Source organism: Streptomyces sp. NPDC005492 (genome assembly GCF_040605995.1).
GTDB lineage: Bacteria > Actinomycetota > Actinomycetes > Streptomycetales > Streptomycetaceae > Streptomyces.
In genome coordinates, this window is sequence record NZ_JBEXDX010000005.1 from 82,179 (window position 1) to 98,550 (window position 16,372).

The following is a 16,372-nucleotide window of genomic DNA, read 5'->3' on the forward strand; positions in this document are numbered from 1 at the left end:
TGTGCGGTGGTGGGTCGCGACCGAGGTCTACCGTGGTGTCCGTGATGGACGTACGGCGTGCCGACGAGCGTTACCCCGGGGGCGACCCGGCGGCCGGGATCGAGACCCGGCATGCCTTTTCCTTCGGGGCGCACTACGACCCGGACAACCTCCGCTTCGGCGCGGTCATCGCCTGCAACGAGGAGCGGCTCGCGCCCGGCGCCGGTTTCGACGAACACCCGCACAGCCACACCGAGATCATCACCTGGGTCGTGGAAGGGGAGCTGAGCCACCGCGACTCCACGGGCCACCTGACCCGCGTCCGCCCCGGCGACGTCCAGCGCCTCAGCTCGGCGGCCGGTGTGCGGCACGTCGAACGCAACGACACCGACGGCCCGTTGACCTTCGTGCAGATGTGGCTGGCCCCGCTGGAACCCGGCGGCGAACCGTCGTACGAGATCGTCCACGGCATCGCCGACTCCACGCCCTACGCGGTACCGGAGGCGGGCGCGATGCTGCACGTGCGGCGGCTCGGGCCGGGGGAGCGCACGGCCGTACCGGACGCCGTGCATGTGTATGTGCATGTGGTGCGCGGTGAAGTGCGGCTGGAGGGAGAGAAGTTGGGGGCCGGGGACGCTGCGCGCATCACGGACGCGCGGGATCTGGTGGTGGAGGCGGAGACGGGGGCCGAGTTGTTGATGTGGGAGATGGCCTAGAGGTCGGCCAGGACGGAGTCCGTGAAACTCGGCCACACCTCGACCGCCCACGCCCCGAACGCCCGGTCCGTCAGTGCCACGCATCCCACGCCCGCCGCCGGGTCGATCCACAGGAACGTACCGGACTGGCCGAAGTGGCCGAAGGTGCGCGGAGACGATGAACTGCCGGTCCAGTGGGGGGACTTGGAGTCGCGGATCTCGAAGCCCAGGCCCCAGTCGTTCGGATTCTGGTGGCCGTAGCCGGGCAACACGCCTTTGGTGCCCGGGTATTGGACCGTCATCGCCTCGGCGACCGTGCGGGGGTCGAGGAGGCGGGGGGCCTGGACCTCGGCGGCGAAGCGGAGGAGGTCCTCGGCCGTCGAGACGCCGTCCTTCGCCGGGGAGCCGTTCAGTGAGGTCGAGTTCATGCCGAGGGGGGCGAGGACGGCCTGATGGAGGTACTCCGCGAAGGGGATCTCCGTCGCCTTCGCGAGGTGGTCGCCCAGTTGCTCGAAGCCCGCGTTCGAGTACAGGCGGCGCTGTCCGGGCGGGGCCGTCACGCGGTGTTCGTCGAAGGCCAACCCCGAGGTGTGGGCGAGGAGATGGCGGACCGTGGAGCCGGGCGGGCCGGCCGGTTCGTCCAGTTCGATCGCGCCCTCCTCGTACGCGACGAGGACGGCGTACGCCGCGAGGGGCTTGGTGACCGAGGCGAGCGGGAAGCGGTGGTCGACGGGGCCGTGGGTCCCGAGGAGGGTGCCGTCGGCTCGTACGACACCCGCCGCGGCGGTCGGCACCGGCCAGTTCTCGATCAGCGCGAGGCTCTGCAAGGACATGCTGTCGAGGGTAGGTGGTTCAGAGCGTCAGACTCATCACGGGGTCCGGCTTGCGGGTGAAGCCGAGGGAGGCGTAGAGCGGCTCGGCCTCGGGGGAGGCGGTGAGGAGGACCTGGCCGACGCCGCGCTCGCGGAACCACTGGAGCAGCTCGTCCATGCAGGCGCGCGCGTATCCGCGGCGCCGGGCGTCGGGATCGGTGGCGACGCTGAAGACGTAGCCTGCCTTTCCGTGCGGGTTCTCCGCCTTGCCGATGCGGTAGTCGACCGTCCCCACGACCAGGGCCGCCAACGCGCCCGGCCGCTCCGGGTGGTCGACGACGAAGGCCCCGAAGTCGTCGTCCGCGTCGAGCCGGTGCCGTAGCGTCGGCAGGGACTCCGCGTGCCAGTCCGTGGAGTGGTCCCGACTCGGCATCGAGTCGATCATCACCTGGCGCAGTCGCAGCAGTTCGGCGGCATCGTCGGGGGTTGCCCGTCGTACGAGACTCATGGTCCGTACGCTATCGACCGCGCCTGAGGGGCGTCCCGTCGATTTCTTACCGGTTCCGCTTGCTTCGAGTGCACTCCAAGGTCATAGCGTGGTGGCCATGACGGTGATGGAGACCACGGGTACCAGGACCGACAACTGCGCGGGACTCCCGCAGGCCGACCGGCGGCCGGACGGTGAGGACAGCTACACGATCAGCGAGGTCGTCGCCTTCACCGGCCTGACGGCACACACTCTGCGCTGGTACGAGCGCATCGGCCTGATGCCGCACATCGACCGCTCGCACACCGGGCAGCGCCGCTACAGCAACCGCGACCTCGACTGGCTCGACCTCGTCGGCAAGCTCCGCCTGACCGGTATGCCGGTCGCCGACATGGTCCGCTACGCCGAGCTGGTCCGCGAGGGCGAGCACACCTACGGCGAACGCTTCGCGCTCCTGGAGACGACCAGACGCGACGTCGTGGCCAGGATCGCCGAACTCCACGACACGCTCGCCGTTCTCGACCGGAAGATCGCCTTCTACGGCGAGGCCGGTCACGCATACGAGAAGGAGAAGACAGCATGACCGACAGCACGGTCCCGACCGTACGACTGGGTGCCGACGGCCCCCAGGTCGGTGTACAGGGACTCGGCTGCATGGGCATGAGTTTCGCCTACGGCCCCCCGGACGCGAAGGAGTCGCGGGCCACCCTTGACCGGGCCCTGGAACTGGGCGTGACCCTGTACGACACGGCCGACGCGTACGGCGCGGGGGACAACGAGCGGTTCCTGTCACCGTTCTTCAAGGCGCACCGCGACGAGGTCGTCATCGCGACGAAGTTCGCCATCTCGATCCCGCCCGGTGAGCCCAACCGGCGGGTCATCCGCAACGACCGGGCGTACATCCGCGCATCCGTCGAGGCGAGCCTTCAGCGGCTGGACGTCGATGTCATCGACCTCTACTACATGCACCGGCGGGATGTGAACGTCCCCATCGAGGACACCGTCGGCGCGATGGCCGAGCTGGTGGCCGAGGGCAAGGTCAAGCATCTCGGGCTGAGCGAGGTCACCGGCGCGGAGCTGCGGGCCGCGCAGGCCGTGCACCCGATCGCCGCCGTGCAGTCGGAGTGGTCGCTGTTCAGCCGTGACGTCGAGATCAGCCTGGTCGGGGCGGCCCATGAGCTGGGCGTGGCCCTGGTGCCGTACTCGCCGCTCGGCCGGGGCTTCCTCACCGGGTCGTTCGCGAACGCCGACCAGGAGCTGACGGAGGGCGATGTGCGCCGTACGCAGCCCCGGTTCACCGGTGAGAACGCGGCGGCCAATGTCGCGCTCCTGGAACCGGTCCGCGCGGTCGCCGAGGCGCACGGTGCCTCGCTCGGGCAGATCGCGCTGGCCTGGGTCCAGCAGCAGGCCCAGGTCCACGGTCTGCCGGTGGTACCGATCCCGGGCACCCGCAAGGCCACCCGGGTCGAGGAGAACACGGCGGCGACCAGGATCGTCCTGACCGACGAGGAACTGTCCCTCCTGGAGCCGATCGCGGCGAAGGTCTCGGGAGACCGCTACCCGGACATGAACTTCGCCTCCGCCAGTAGGGAATAGGGCTACAGCTCCGCGAGCAGTTCCGCCTTCTTGACCGTGAACTCCTCGTCCGTCACCAGTCCCGACGCGTGGAGTTCCGCGAGATGGCGGATGCGCTCGGCGATGTCGGCGGGGTCGCGGCGGGCCGCCGGGATCACGGCCGTGGGACGGGCGGAGCGCACCGCGGCCAGGACCGCGGCCGCGAACGGGAGTGACTCGTGGACCGGGCCGTATCCGAGGCCGAACACCACGGCCGCCGGGTCCTGGTCGACCGGCACCGGCGGGGCGGTCCCGCGCAGGAGTCGTAGATGACCCTCGAAGACCTCGGGGGAGTGCCACTCGACGCCGTTCAGGTCGGCGACCGGAAAACTCTGGTCGCCGGCCTTCCACTTCGCCGACGAGGCGCCGGTCCAGAACCAGCGGAAGAACACCGTCTTCCCGTCGAAGGACGCCTTCCCGTCGTACGCCTTGAAACGCAGCGGCACCTCGGGCGCGGCCACCAGGAAGCGTTCGGCCGGGCCCGTCCCCTTCAACCGTGCGCGCAGCTCGTCGGCGTAGTACTCGGCGAGGGTCTCGCGCTCGGCGGGCAGCACCAGGCGGTAGGGGTCGCAGCCCTCCTTGAGCTGGCCGGCGGCCGCCTCCATCAACGGGTCGGCGCCTGGCCGGGGTTCGGCGCGCAGCACGACGGTGCCGCGTCGGCCGGGGGCGAGTGTCACCGTCTCGATCGCCTCGAAGGGGATCCGGCGTTCGCCGAGCGCCTGGAAGAGCTTGGGTGTGCGCATGCCCCGTTCGTAGCGGATGAGCACGGAGTCGGACTCGAACTCCCAGGCGGCATGAAATCCGGCCAGTACGTCACCCATGCGGCTCATCGTAGGCGGCACATGCTCCTCCGTCCCATCCCCGCGCAGACCGCAGTTCCTGCTGTTTCTACGCGCGTCCGGCGGGCAAGGCGCCGGACAAACCCTCTCGGCAGGTGCCGCCCTGGTGGGCGCAGGTCACCGCGCGGTACGCGCCAACTCCGATGTCGGCGAAATTGCTGAGGCTGTCCGTGCCCGGCGCGAAGTAGCCGGTGTGGCCCTCGGCGTCCTTCGCGGCCAGCACCCGTGCGCCGAAGGCGTGGGACACCGGGTCCTCGCCGTGGCCGAGGCCGCCGACCTCCATGTAGGGCACGTCCTGGATCCAGTCGTCGGCGTCCCGCATCGCCCACACCCGGGCGAGCGTGTGCAGGTGGGAGGCCTTGGAGGCGCGCATTCCGGGGCTGCCGGCCACCGCGATGTCGGTCACCCGCAGCGGCAGTTCGTGCGCGGCGACCCCGCACACCACCGAGCCGTAGCTGTGGCAGAACAGGGCGACCTGCGAGGTCCCGGGCAGCGCCCGCACCAGCGCGTTCAGCCGTACGGCGCCGGCCTCGGCGCGGCCCGCGGTGGCCGAGTCGATGCCGAGGCCGCCGGGGGCGGTGTAGTCGGCCCAGGCGATGACGGCCGTCCGCGTGCCGGTGTCCGTCGCGGACTTCGCCGTGTTCTCGGCCGCGTACAGGTTCTGCGCCATGCCGACCGGTGCCGAGTAGTTCTTGTACGTCTTCTGGAAGGTGAGCAGGTCGGTGTCGACGCCGGGGACGATGACCGACACGCGCTGCGCGGTGTCCAGGTCGCCGAAGACCTCGGCGATCCGGCCCGAGCCGTCGGGGTCGAAGGCCAGGATGTGGCGGTCCCCGCTCATCAGCGCCTCGAAGCGGTGCATGAGGCGGCCCGCCTCCTGCTTGCCGACGGGCGTCAGCCGGTTGTCGTGCATGCGCTTCTTCTCGACCTTGCGGGCCTGGTCGAGGGCGATGTGGTTGGCGCGGTAGCGAAGCGAGACCGGGGCGCCGTTCATGTTGCCGACCGCGAGGGGGTAGCGGTGCGCGAGGCGGGTGCGCTGCTGTGCGGTGAGCGAGGTGAAGAAACGGGCGAGCCGGCCGGCGGAGGCGCCAGGGTCGGGAAGTTCATGCCCGTCGATGTGTCCGTGCTCCCATGCGGAGAGGGAGGCCTGGAGTGCCGTTTTGCCGGGGTGGCTGCGCACCGCGGTCCAGCCGCTGGTCGTCAGCATCACGAACACCACGGCCAGCGCGAGCAGCGCGCGCCAGGCGTTCAGCGTGGGGGAGGAGTCGAAGGAAGTCACTGGGAGGACACACTAGGAGAACGAGAGGGTCTCGCGTTAACCGAGTGACTGGGATCACGTTTCAGTGGTACGTGATGAGGAACTCAGTACGACTCGCTCGTGCGCCAGTTCCCCGCGAGCGCCGGTCCCACCCCGTCGAGATAGGCGGCCGTCAGCTCCCGCATCGCCTCGATGCTGAGGTCGTCCCCCGCGATCCACATCCGCTCCACCACCCGCATCACCCCGCCGAACACGGCCACCACCAGCCGCGGCCGGGGATCCACGGCCACCTCGAGCCCCTCCCGCCGGGCCACGATGTCCGCCAGCTCCGCCTCCAGCTCCATCGACCGCCGCAGATGCGCCGCGAGCAGCGCGGGCGTCGACTCGATCACGCGGTAGGTACGCATGTGCAGTTCCAGCGGTACGACCTGTTCGATCGCCTCGTTGATGGTGTCCCAGCTCTCCAGCACGGCCCGGCGCAGCGCCTCCAGCGGGGCCTCGTGCGGCGGGCGGGCGCGGACCGCGTCGACGAAGTGCGTCTCGGTCAGCCGGGCCACGAAGAAGGTGGCCTCCTCCTTGCTCGCGAAGTAGCGGAAGAAGGTGCGCTGCGAGACGCCGACGGCCTCGGCGATCTCGTCGACGGTGGTCCGCTCGTAGCCCTTGGCCGTGAACAGTTCGAGGGCGGCACGCAGCAGCGCGTCCCGCGTACGGGCCTTCTTGCGCTCGCGCAGTGTCTCCATGCCGTTCTCCTCGCCTTGTTGACAGTCGCCGACATCTGAATCTGTTTGTCAACTGTCAGCGGCTGACATTAGCCTCGAACGCATGACTAGTCAGACCACCATCAGCGCGACGGGGCCGGGGGACAAGGCGCCGGCGACCCCGTCCCCGACGCCGTCCAAGGGGCTGCGTGGCCACCCGTGGTTCACCCTCATAACCGTCGCCGTCGGGGTCATGATGGTGGCCCTCGACGGCACCATCGTGGCCATCGCCAACCCGGCCATCCAGAAGGACCTCGGCGCCAGCTTCGCCGACGTCCAGTGGATCACCAACGGCTACTTCCTCGCCCTCGCGGTCTCCCTCATCACCGCCGGCAAGCTCGGTGACCGCTTCGGCCACCGCCAGACCTTCCTGATCGGCGTGAGTGGCTTCGCCCTCGCGTCCGGTGCCATCGGGCTGTCCCACAGCATCGCGTTCGTCGTCACCTTCCGTGTGCTCCAGGGGCTGTTCGGCGCGCTGTTGATGCCGGCCGCGCTCGGTCTGCTGCGGGCCACCTTCCCGGCCGAGAAGCTCAACATGGCCATCGGCCTGTGGGGCATGGTCATCGGCGCCTCCACCGCGGGCGGCCCGATCCTCGGCGGAGTCCTTGTCGAGCACGTCAACTGGCAGTCGGTGTTCTTCATCAACGTGCCGGTCGGCGCCGTCGCGCTGATCCTCGGCCTGCTGATCCTGCGCGACCACCGCGCTGAAAATGCGCCGCGCTCCTTCGACATCCTCGGCATCGCGCTGCTCTCCGGCGCGATGTTCTGCCTGGTCTGGGCCCTCATCAAGGCGCCGACCTGGGGCTGGGGCGACGGCATGACGTGGACGTTCCTCGCCGTGTCCGTCGTCGGCTTCGCCCTGTTCGCCTTCTGGGAGCAGCGGGTCGCCGAACCCCTCATCCCGCTGGGCCTGTTCCGCTCGGTGCCACTGTCCGCGGGTGTGGTCCTGATGGTGCTGATGGCGATCGCCTTCATGGGCGGCCTGTTCTTCGTGACGTTCTATCTGCAGAACGTGCACGGTATGAGCCCCATCGACGCCGGTCTGCACCTCCTCCCGCTCACCGGAATGATGATCGTCGGCTCGCCGCTGGCCGGCGCGGCGATCACCAAGCTCGGCCCGCGTATCCCGCTGGCCGGCGGCATGGCGGCCACCGCGATCGCCATGTACGGCATGTCCACGCTCGACGCGAGGACCGGCAGCGCGGTCATGTCCATCTGGTTCGCCCTGCTGGGCCTCGGCCTCGCCCCGGTGATGGTCGGCGCCACCGAGGTCATCGTGGGCAACGCGCCCATGGAGCTGTCCGGTGTGGCCGGTGGTCTCCAGCAGGCCGCGATGCAGATCGGCGGCAGCCTCGGTACGGCCGTCCTCGGCGCGGTGATGGCGTCCCGCGTCGACAGCGACCTGGCCGGCAACTGGACGGACGCGGGCCTGCCCAAGCTCACCGGGCCCCAGTTGGACGCGGCCTCCGAGGCTGTGCAGGTCGGCGTCGCTCCGGTCGCCAAGGGCACCCCGGAGGCGATCGCCGCGAAGATCACGCAGGTCGCCCACGACACGTTCATCTCCGGCATGAGCCTGGCCTGCCTCGTCGCGGCCGGGGTCGCGGTGGTCGCGGTGTTCGTCGCGCTGCTGACCAAGCGTGGCGAGAACGCGGAGGCGGGCGCGGGAGCGGCCCATATCTGACGGCGTGTATCCCACCCTGACGCAGGGCGAGTTCGCCTATCAGGGTGACTCCGCTAAAGATCCCTGGTGCTCGGCACGCGCCGCAGGTCACAGTAAGTCAAGTCCTCCGCAGGGCAGGGGGGACGAGGTGGTCTGCGGCGCGCTGCCGGAGGGGGGCAGCGCGCAGGCAGGCTTTTTTCGTCTGTACCGGGGTACCCGAAGGTCGTAGGAGTGCTGGCCGAACGGGCATGGACGCCCAGGGAGTTGACGATGACGGGCTTCGGCAACGGAACGCGCAGGTACCCCCGCTCACGTGGCCGCATCAGGTCAGGGACCGGGCCGGATCGCGCGACGCTCGGCATCATCGGCCTCGTCTGCGCGATCGCCGGCTTCTTCACCCTGGGCATCATCCTCGGCCCGGTCGCCCTGATATGCGGCTGGCTGGCCATGGGCCGAACGTGGGCGGGCTCCCGCTCACTGCCGGCCCTGGTCGCGCTGATCCTGGGGGCGATCGACACGGTGGCGGCGTTCATGTGGACGTTCTTCTGATCTACGGACGTTCCTCCGGGGCGCCCCCGACCAGGCTCGGCGCCTCCGACAACGCCGCCACCTCCGCCCGCAACGCCCGCACCTCCTCCGTCAGTGCCTCGATCGCCTCTGTCTGGCGCCGTTCCTCCACGTCGTCCTTCTCGAAGCGGGCGATGAACCAGGTGGCGATGTTCGCGGTCACGACACCGAGCAGGGCGATGCCGGACAGCATGAGGCCGACGGCGATCATGCGGCCGAGACCGGTGGTCGGGGCGTGGTCGCCGTAGCCCACCGTCGTCATCGTCGTGAAGGACCACCAGACGGCGTCACCCAGCGTCCGGATGTTCCCGTTGGGGGAGTCCCGTTCCACGGACAGCACCGCGAGCGAGCCGAACATCAGCAGCCCGACCACCGCGCCGGCGACATACGTCGTGAGCTGGATCTGCGAGGCCATCCGGGCGCGCCGCCCGACGAGTATCAGCGTCGACACCATCCGCAGCAGCCGCAGCGGCTGCAGTATCGGCACCACCACCGCGCACAGGTCCATCCAGTGCGTCCGCACGAACCGGCGACGGTTCCGGGACATCGCGAGCCGCATCAGGTAGTCGGCGGCGAACGCGCCCCACACCACCCACTCGACCGCCGTGCACACCGTCGTCAGTGAATGCCCTGCGGTCGAGTCCACGATCGGCACGGCATAGGCCACGGCGAACGCCACCGCGAGCGCCAGCAGGGGCCGTTGGGTGCGCTGCTCCCAACGGGCCTGCGCCGACTGTTCCTTCATGGCCGCATCGTAGGGAACGGGAAAGGGCGGCGGAGCCACAGCTCCACCGCCCTTCGACCGCCGCGGTCACTTCCTACGCGTCGCCGCCCGCCGCCCCGGGATGCGCGGCCGTGACATCCAGCAACTGGTACCGGTCGATCGCCTGCTTCAGCACGGACCGGTCGACCTTCCCCTCCCGCGCCAGCTCCGTCAGCACCGCCACCACGATCGACTCCGCGTCGATGTGGAAGAACCGCCGAGCGGCCCCCCGCGTGTCGGCGAAGCCGAACCCGTCCGCGCCCAGCGACTGGTACGTCCCCGGCACCCACCGCGCGATCTGGTCCGGAACCGACCGCATCCAGTCGGAAACCGCCACGAACGGGCCCTCGGCCCCGCTCAACTTCCGCGTGACATAAGGAACCTGCTGCTCCTCCTCGGGGTGCAGCAGATTGTGCCGCTCCACCTCGACGGCCTCGCGCCGCAGCTCGTTCCAGGAGGTCGCCGACCAGACGTCGGCCCGTACGTTCCAGTCCTCGGCGAGGATCCGCTGCGCCTCGATCGCCCACGGCACCGCCACACCGGACGCCATGATCTGCGCCGGCACCGTGCCCGCCGAACCCTGGCTGATGCGGTGGACGCCCTTGAGGATGCCCTCCACGTCGACGTCCGCCGGCTCGGCCGGGTGCTGGATCGGCTCGTTGTAGACGGTGAGGTAGTAGAAGACGTCCTCGCTGTCGGGGCCGTACATCCGGCGCAGCCCGTCCTGCACGATGTGCGCGATCTCGTACCCGTACGCCGGGTCGTAGGCGACACAGCCCGGGTTCGTCGACGCCAGCAGCTGCGAGTGCCCGTCCGCGTGTTGCAGACCCTCACCGGTCAGAGTCGTACGTCCGGCGGTCGCACCCAGCACGAAACCGCGCGCCAACTGGTCGGCCATCTGCCAGAACTGGTCACCGGTGCGCTGGAAACCGAACATCGAGTAGAAGACGTAGACCGGGATCAGCGGCTCGCCGTGCGTCGCGTAGGCAGAACCGGCTGCGATCAGCGAGGCCGTGCAGCCCGCCTCCGAGATGCCGTCGTGCAGCATCTGCCCGGTCGGCGACTCCTTGTACGCGAGCAGCAGTTCACGGTCCACCGACTCGTACTGCTGGCCGAGCGGGTTGTAGATCTTCGCGCTCGGGAAGAACGAGTCCATGCCGAACGTGCGGTACTCGTCCGGCGCGATCAGCACGAACCGCTTGCCGATCTCCTTGTCCCGCATGAGGTCCTTGAGCAGTCGTACGAACGCCATGGTGGTGGCGATCGACTGCTGGCCGGAGCCCTTCTTCACACTCGCGTACGTCTTTTCCTCGGGCAGCGCGAGCGGCTTCGACCGCACGACGCGCGTCGGGACGTACCCGCCGTTCGCCTTGCGCCGGTCGTGCATGTACTGGATCTCCTCCGAGTTCCGGCCCGGGTGGTAGTACGGCGGCGCGCCGGACTCCAGCTCCTGGTCGGTGATCGGCAGGTGCAGCCGGTCGCGGAAGCCCTTGAGGTCGGCGACCGTCAGCTTCTTCATCTGGTGCGTGGCGTTGCGGCCCTCGAAGTTGGGGCCCAGGGTCCAGCCCTTGACGGTCTGCGCCAGGACCACGGTCGGCTGGCCCTTGTGCGCCTTGGCCGCCGCGAAGGCCGCGTACACCTTCCTGTGGTCGTGCCCGCCGCGCCCCAGGTGCAGGATCTGGTCGTCGGTCATGTGCTCGACCATCGCGCGCAGCCGCTGGTCGTGCCCGAAGAAGTGCTCGCGGATGTACGCGCCGGTCTCGGTGGCGTACGTCTGGAACTGGCCGTCCGGGGTGGTGTTGAGCTGGTTGACCAGCAGACCGTCCCGGTCCTGGGCCAGCAGCGGGTCCCAGGTGCGGTCCCAGACCAGCTTGATGACGTTCCAGCCGGCGCCCCGGAACTGCGACTCCAGCTCCTGGATGATCTTGCCGTTGCCGCGCACCGGGCCGTCGAGCCGCTGGAGGTTGCAGTTGACGACGAAGGTCAGGTTGTCCAGGCCCTCGCGCGCGGCGATCGAGAGTTGGCCGAGCGACTCCGGCTCGTCCATCTCGCCGTCGCCGAGGAACGCCCACACGTGTGACTTCGAGGTGTCGGCGATCCCGCGCGCCTCCATGTAGCGGTTCATCCGCGCCTGGAAGATCGCGCCGAGCGGGCCGAGGCCCATGGACACGGTCGGGAACTCCCAGAAGTCCGGCATCGACCGCGGGTGCGGGTACGAGGACAGTCCGTACGGCGCCTTCGACTTCTCCTGGCGGAACGCGTCGAGCTGCTGCTCACTGAGCCGGTCCAGGAGGAACGCGCGGGCGTAGATGCCCGGCGAGGCGTGCCCCTGGAAGAAGATCTGGTCGCCGCCGTCGCCCTGGTCCTTGCCGCGGAAGAAGTGGTTGAAGCCCACGTCGTAGAGCGAGGCGGAGGACGCGAAGGTCGCGATGTGGCCGCCGACGCCGATGCCGGGACGCTGGGCCCTGGACACCATCACGGCGGCGTTCCAGCGGGTCGCGTTCAGGATCTTGCGCTCGATCTCCTCGTTGCCGGGGAAGAACGGCTCGTCCTTGGTGGCGATGGTGTTGACGTAGTCCGTGCTGCGCATCTCGGGCACGGCCACGCGCTTCTCGCGGGCCCGCTCGATCAGCCGGAGCATCAGGTAGCGGGCCCGCTCACGGCCGCGCTGGTCCACGGCGGCGTCGAGCGAGTCGAGCCACTCCTGGGTCTCTTCGGGATCGAAGTCAGGAACCTGACTCGGAAGGCCGCCAATGATGATCGGATTGCGATCGGATCCGGAAGCCACGCTGTTCCTTACCTGTCAGAGGGCTGGCTGAGGGGCTGCCCGGGGGCTGTCTGGGCTTGTCTGGGGCCGGGGTCTGCGCCGTTCCCCATCGTGTACCTCGGTGGAGCAATCGTCATCTCTACCGTGAGGTAACCGAGACTCGTTTAGCAAAGTCATTCGAGTCGCGTACCCTCGGAGGGTTCTCAAACGTGCAAACCGGGCAGAACGCTGTGGTGTACGTCACCGGCGGCCGCGATAGCGTGCCTGGAGTTGCGACGACACGGCCAGGATCGTCACCGTTTCGGCGTTCCGAATCGCCGGGTACTTGCGCGATCCGGCCCGTCCGTGTGGACTACGGCCAATGCTTCGCGCACGCGCGTGGCTGGACATTCATCAAGACATGATCAGGAGGCAACCCGTGAGCGCGACCGCGGACCACGCGGAGGAGCGGACGAACCCTGCCGTCAGGCTGGGGTTCCAGCCCGAGCAGGTGGTCCAGGAGATCGGCTACGACGACGACGTAGACCAGGAACTCCGCGAGGCCATTGAAGAAGTCATCGGCAGCGACCTGGTGGACGAGGACTACGACGACGTCGCCGATGCCGTGGTGCTGTGGTTCCGCGACGAGGACGGCGACCTGACCGACGTACTGGTGGACGCCATCTCGTACGTCGAGGAGGGCGGCTCGATCCTGCTGCTGACGCCGAAGACCGGCCGTGACGGCTACGTCGAGCCCAGCGACATCTCGGAAGCCGCCACGACCGCGGGACTGTCCGCGGCCAAGAGCGTCAGCGTGGGCAAGGACTGGAGCGGCAGCCGGCTGGTGACGCCCAAGGCCGCCAAGTCCAAGAGGTAGTCGCAGAGGTACCTCGATCGTCGAACCCCGGACGGGCTGGCCATGCCAGCCCGTCCGTCCGCATGCGGTGATCGCTGCGTAGGGTGGTGGTCCCAGAGGGTGCTCTCACCCGAACAGCCCCACCGAAGGGATGCAGGACGAGATGGCGATCCAGGTCGGCGAAAAGGCCCCCGATTTCGAGCTCAAGGACAACCACGGCGCCACCGTGAGGCTGTCGGACTTCCGGGGCGAGAAGAACGTGGTGCTGCTCTTCTACCCCTTCGCCTTCACCGGCGTCTGCACCGGTGAACTGTGCTCCCTGCGCGACAACCTGCCGCAGTTCACGGACCGCGACACGCAGCTCCTCGCGGTCTCCAACGACTCCATCCACACCCTGCGCGTCTTCGCCGAGCAGGAGGGCCTGGAGTACCCGCTGCTCTCCGACTTCTGGCCGCACGGCAACACTTCGCGCGCCTACGGCGTCTTCGACGAGGACAAGGGTTGCGCCGTGCGCGGGACCTTCATCATCGACAAGGAGGGCGTCGTGCGCTGGACCGTCGTCAACGGCCTGCCGGACGCGCGTGACCTGGGCGAGTACGTGAAGGCGCTCGACACCCTGTGATTGTTCGGTTCCAGGGCCTGCGAGGGCCGGGAACCCGTCACTAGGATCGAGACGTTGATCCGATACCACGCACTACGGGGCATCCCCGCCCCTGGACACCAATGGAGGACTCGTGGGAGTCAGCCTCAGCAAGGGCGGCAACGTTTCACTGACCAAGGAGGCCCCGGGCCTGACCGCGGTCATCGTCGGTCTGGGGTGGGACGTCCGCACCACCACCGGTACCGACTTCGACCTCGACGCCAGCGCACTGCTGCTGAACAGCGCGGGCAAGGTCGCCAGCGACGCCAACTTCGTCTTCTTCAACAACCTCAAGAGCCCCGACGGCTCCGTCGAGCACACCGGTGACAACACCACCGGTGAGGGCGAGGGCGACGACGAGGCGATCAAGGTGAACCTGGCGGCGGTCCCGGCCGACGTGGACAAGATCACCTTCCCGGTCTCGATCTACGACGCCGAGAACCGCCAGCAGTCCTTCGGCCAGGTCCGCAACGCGTTCATCCGCGTGGTGAACCAGGCCGGCGGCGCCGAGATCGCCCGCTACGACCTCTCCGAGGACGCCTCGACCGAGACCGCCATGGTCTTCGGCGAGCTGTACCGCAACGGCGCGGAGTGGAAGTTCCGCGCCATCGGCCAGGGCTACGCCTCGGGCCTGCGCGGCATCGCCCAGGACTTCGGCGTCAACGTCTGACGTACGACGTCCAAAGGCATCACCGCCCGGCGCCGCACGGTTTGCGTGCGGCGCCGGGCGTGCAGGACAACCCAATAGGGATCACCTCGGGGAGGACCAGCACTATGGGCGTCACGCTCGCCAAGGGGGGCAATGTCTCCCTGTCCAAGGCCGCACCCAACCTCACGAACGTACTCATCGGGCTCGGCTGGGACGCACGCTCCACCACCGGCGCCGACTTCGACCTGGACGCCAGCGCGCTGCTGTGCGGCGGCGGTCGGGTGCTCGGGGACGAGTGGTTCATCTTCTACAACCAGCTCAAGAGCCCGGACGGCTCGGTGGAGCACACCGGCGACAACCTCACCGGTGAGGGCGAGGGCGACGACGAGTCGATCCTGGTCGACCTGCCGAAGGTGCCGGCCACCTGCGACAAGATCATCTTCCCGGTCTCCATCCACATGGCCGAGGAACGCGGCCAGGCCTTCGGCCAGGTCAGCAACGCCTTCATCCGCGTCGTCAACCAGGCGGACGGCCAGGAGCTCGCCCGCTACGACCTCTCCGAGGACGCCTCCACCGAAACGGCCATGATCTTCGGCGAGTTGTACCGCTACCAGGGCGAGTGGAAGTTCCGAGCGGTCGGCCAGGGGTACGCGTCGGGACTGCGGGGCATCGCGATGGACTTCGGGGTCAACGTCTCGTAAAGAGCCCTGGTCCCGACCGGCTGTCCCGGCCGAGGGAGTCTCCCTCTACACTCTGTGCTCGAAGTCAAATTTTAAGTAAAGCCGAGTACGGCGCGGGGGAGACCCTCCCCCAGACTCCGTCTGGGGGGACCCCCAACACACGATTGGGTAGCCAGTGCTTCTGAAAACCTTCGGCTGGTCGTTCGCGGTCACCGCGCTCGGCCTGGTCGCAGCGGCGTTCTACGGGGGGTGGGAAGCCTTCGGAATCGTGGCGATCCTGGCCGTCCTGGAGATCTCGCTGTCCTTCGACAACGCGGTGGTCAACGCCGGGATCCTGAAGAAGATGTCCGCCTTCTGGCAGAAGATCTTCCTCACCGTGGGCGTGCTGATCGCGGTCTTCGGTATGCGGCTGGTGTTCCCCGTCGTCATCGTCGCCGTCACCGCCAAGATCGGTCCGATCGACGCGGTCGACCTCGCGCTCAACAACAAGGACCACTACCAGCAGTTGGTCACCGACGCCCACCCGGCGATCGCGGCCTTCGGCGGCATGTTCCTGCTGATGATCTTCCTGGACTTCATCTTCGAGGACCGGGACATCCAGTGGCTGCGCTGGATCGAGCGCCCGCTGGCCAAGCTCGGCAAGGTCGACATGCTGTCGGTCTGCATCGCGCTGATCGTCCTGCTGATCACCTCCTTCACCTTCGCGGCCCACGCCCACCAGCACGGCGGCGCTCACGCGGACAAGGCACAGACGGTCCTGATCGCCGGTATCTCCGGCCTGATCACGTACATGATCGTCGGCGGCCTCTCCGGCTACTTCGAGGACAAGCTCGAAGAAGAGGAGGAGCGGGAGCACGAGGAGGAGGAAGAGGCCGCGCGCACCGGCAAGCAGCGCTCGGCGGTGGTCCTCGCCGGCCAGGCCGCGTTCTTCATGTTCCTGTACCTGGAGGTCCTGGACGCGTCGTTCTCCTTCGACGGCGTGATCGGCGCGTTCGCGATCACCAACGACATCGTGCTCATGGCGCTGGGCCTCGGCATCGGCGCGATGTACGTCCGCTCGCTGACGGTGTACCTGGTCCGCCAGGGCACCCTGGACGACTACGTCTACCTGGAGCACGGCGCGCACTACGCCATCGGCGCCCTGGCCGTGATCCTCATGGTGACCATCCAGTACCAGATCAACGAGGTCATCACCGGCCTGGTCGGCGTCGTCCTGATCGGCTGGTCCTTCTGGTCCTCGGTCCGCCGCAACCGCGCCCTCGCGGAAGCCGAGGGAAAAGCAGGCTCGGACGAGAAGACTGAGGTCTCGTCCGGGGTGTGACAAGCTCCCTGGTAAGGGAACGCTCTGTTCGGGGCGGCCGTCGAGGAC

At 68.7% G+C, this 16,372-nt stretch carries 17 protein-coding genes; 10 read left to right on the forward strand and 7 right to left on the reverse strand.

The features are described 5' to 3' along the window. Nucleotides 1-44: 44 nt before the first annotated feature. Nucleotides 45-695: a pirin family protein gene (locus tag ABZT04_RS09230; protein WP_356055156.1), complete on the forward strand. Its 651-nt coding sequence runs from the start codon at nucleotides 45-47 to the stop codon at nucleotides 693-695. Here the strand turns inward: ABZT04_RS09230 and ABZT04_RS09235 are convergent. Both ABZT04_RS09235 and ABZT04_RS09240 read right to left on the reverse strand, forming a co-directional pair. Then, entirely contained in the window at nucleotides 692-1,507 is an 816-nt protein-coding gene (locus ABZT04_RS09235) for a serine hydrolase domain-containing protein (RefSeq protein ID WP_356054736.1), read from the reverse strand. The genes ABZT04_RS09230 and ABZT04_RS09235 overlap by 4 nt on opposite strands. A gap of 19 nt (nucleotides 1,508-1,526) precedes the next feature. Then, on the reverse strand, nucleotides 1,527-1,994 hold the full coding sequence (locus ABZT04_RS09240) for a GNAT family N-acetyltransferase (RefSeq protein WP_356054737.1): 468 nt from the start codon (nucleotides 1,992-1,994) through the stop codon (nucleotides 1,527-1,529). Between the two features lie 97 nt (nucleotides 1,995-2,091). Between ABZT04_RS09240 and ABZT04_RS09245 the strand changes: the two genes are divergently transcribed. Continuing rightward, nucleotides 2,092-2,556, forward strand: a complete 465-nt coding sequence (locus ABZT04_RS09245; RefSeq protein ID WP_356054739.1) for a MerR family transcriptional regulator — start codon at nucleotides 2,092-2,094, stop codon at nucleotides 2,554-2,556. Further along, nucleotides 2,553-3,569: an aldo/keto reductase gene (locus tag ABZT04_RS09250; RefSeq protein ID WP_356054741.1), complete on the forward strand. Its 1,017-nt coding sequence runs from the start codon at nucleotides 2,553-2,555 to the stop codon at nucleotides 3,567-3,569. Before ABZT04_RS09245 ends, ABZT04_RS09250 begins: the two co-directional genes overlap by 4 nt. A 2-nt stretch (nucleotides 3,570-3,571) precedes the next feature. On the opposite strand, the gene ABZT04_RS09255 is transcribed toward ABZT04_RS09250, so the two are convergent. From ABZT04_RS09255 to ABZT04_RS09265, 3 genes are all read right to left on the reverse strand, one after another. After that, nucleotides 3,572-4,417: a DUF4429 domain-containing protein gene (locus tag ABZT04_RS09255; RefSeq protein WP_356054743.1), complete on the reverse strand. Its 846-nt coding sequence runs from the start codon at nucleotides 4,415-4,417 to the stop codon at nucleotides 3,572-3,574. 58 nt (nucleotides 4,418-4,475) lie between these two features. Further along, entirely contained in the window at nucleotides 4,476-5,705 is a 1,230-nt protein-coding gene (locus tag ABZT04_RS09260; protein WP_356054745.1) for an alpha/beta hydrolase, read from the reverse strand. A gap of 83 nt (nucleotides 5,706-5,788) precedes the next feature. Next, nucleotides 5,789-6,424, reverse strand: coding sequence for a TetR family transcriptional regulator (locus ABZT04_RS09265; protein WP_356054747.1), 636 nt, complete (start codon nucleotides 6,422-6,424; stop codon nucleotides 5,789-5,791). Nucleotides 6,425-6,506: 82 nt separating this feature from the next. On the opposite strand from ABZT04_RS09265, the gene ABZT04_RS09270 reads away from it, so the two are divergent. Further along, complete coding sequence (locus tag ABZT04_RS09270) at nucleotides 6,507-8,123, forward strand: MFS transporter (RefSeq protein ID WP_356054748.1); 1,617 nt, start codon at nucleotides 6,507-6,509, stop codon at nucleotides 8,121-8,123. Between the two features lie 249 nt (nucleotides 8,124-8,372). After that, the gene (locus tag ABZT04_RS09275) at nucleotides 8,373-8,651 is read left to right on the forward strand and encodes a small hydrophobic protein (RefSeq protein ID WP_356055157.1); all 279 of its coding nucleotides are present in this window, start codon (nucleotides 8,373-8,375) and stop codon (nucleotides 8,649-8,651) included. Nucleotide 8,652: 1 nt separating this feature from the next. On the opposite strand, the gene ABZT04_RS09280 is transcribed toward ABZT04_RS09275, so the two are convergent. Beyond that, on the reverse strand, nucleotides 8,653-9,414 hold the full coding sequence (locus ABZT04_RS09280) for a potassium channel family protein (RefSeq protein WP_356054750.1): 762 nt from the start codon (nucleotides 9,412-9,414) through the stop codon (nucleotides 8,653-8,655). A 73-nt stretch (nucleotides 9,415-9,487) separates the two neighbouring features. Further along, the gene (gene aceE / locus ABZT04_RS09285; RefSeq protein ID WP_356054752.1) at nucleotides 9,488-12,220 is read right to left on the reverse strand and encodes a pyruvate dehydrogenase (acetyl-transferring), homodimeric type; all 2,733 of its coding nucleotides are present in this window, start codon (nucleotides 12,218-12,220) and stop codon (nucleotides 9,488-9,490) included. A 397-nt stretch (nucleotides 12,221-12,617) separates the two neighbouring features. Here aceE and ABZT04_RS09290 point away from each other — a divergent pair, with 397 nt between their 5' ends. The 5 genes from ABZT04_RS09290 (at nucleotide 12,618) to ABZT04_RS09310 (ending at nucleotide 16,324) form a co-directional block, all read left to right on the forward strand. Further along, complete coding sequence (locus tag ABZT04_RS09290) at nucleotides 12,618-13,055, forward strand: DUF3052 domain-containing protein (protein WP_019060358.1); 438 nt, start codon at nucleotides 12,618-12,620, stop codon at nucleotides 13,053-13,055. 142 nt (nucleotides 13,056-13,197) lie between these two features. Further along, entirely contained in the window at nucleotides 13,198-13,656 is a 459-nt protein-coding gene (locus ABZT04_RS09295) for a peroxiredoxin (RefSeq protein WP_356054754.1), read from the forward strand. A gap of 112 nt (nucleotides 13,657-13,768) precedes the next feature. Further along, nucleotides 13,769-14,344 carry a TerD family protein gene (locus ABZT04_RS09300; protein ID WP_019060360.1) on the forward strand — a complete coding sequence of 192 codons (576 nt, stop codon included), beginning with the start codon at nucleotides 13,769-13,771 and terminating at the stop codon, nucleotides 14,342-14,344. 104 nt (nucleotides 14,345-14,448) lie between these two features. Further along, the gene (locus ABZT04_RS09305) at nucleotides 14,449-15,024 is read left to right on the forward strand and encodes a TerD family protein (RefSeq protein ID WP_356054756.1); all 576 of its coding nucleotides are present in this window, start codon (nucleotides 14,449-14,451) and stop codon (nucleotides 15,022-15,024) included. Nucleotides 15,025-15,178: 154 nt separating this feature from the next. Then, nucleotides 15,179-16,324: a DUF475 domain-containing protein gene (locus ABZT04_RS09310; protein ID WP_356054758.1), complete on the forward strand. Its 1,146-nt coding sequence runs from the start codon at nucleotides 15,179-15,181 to the stop codon at nucleotides 16,322-16,324. Nucleotides 16,325-16,372: the final 48 nt, after the last annotated feature.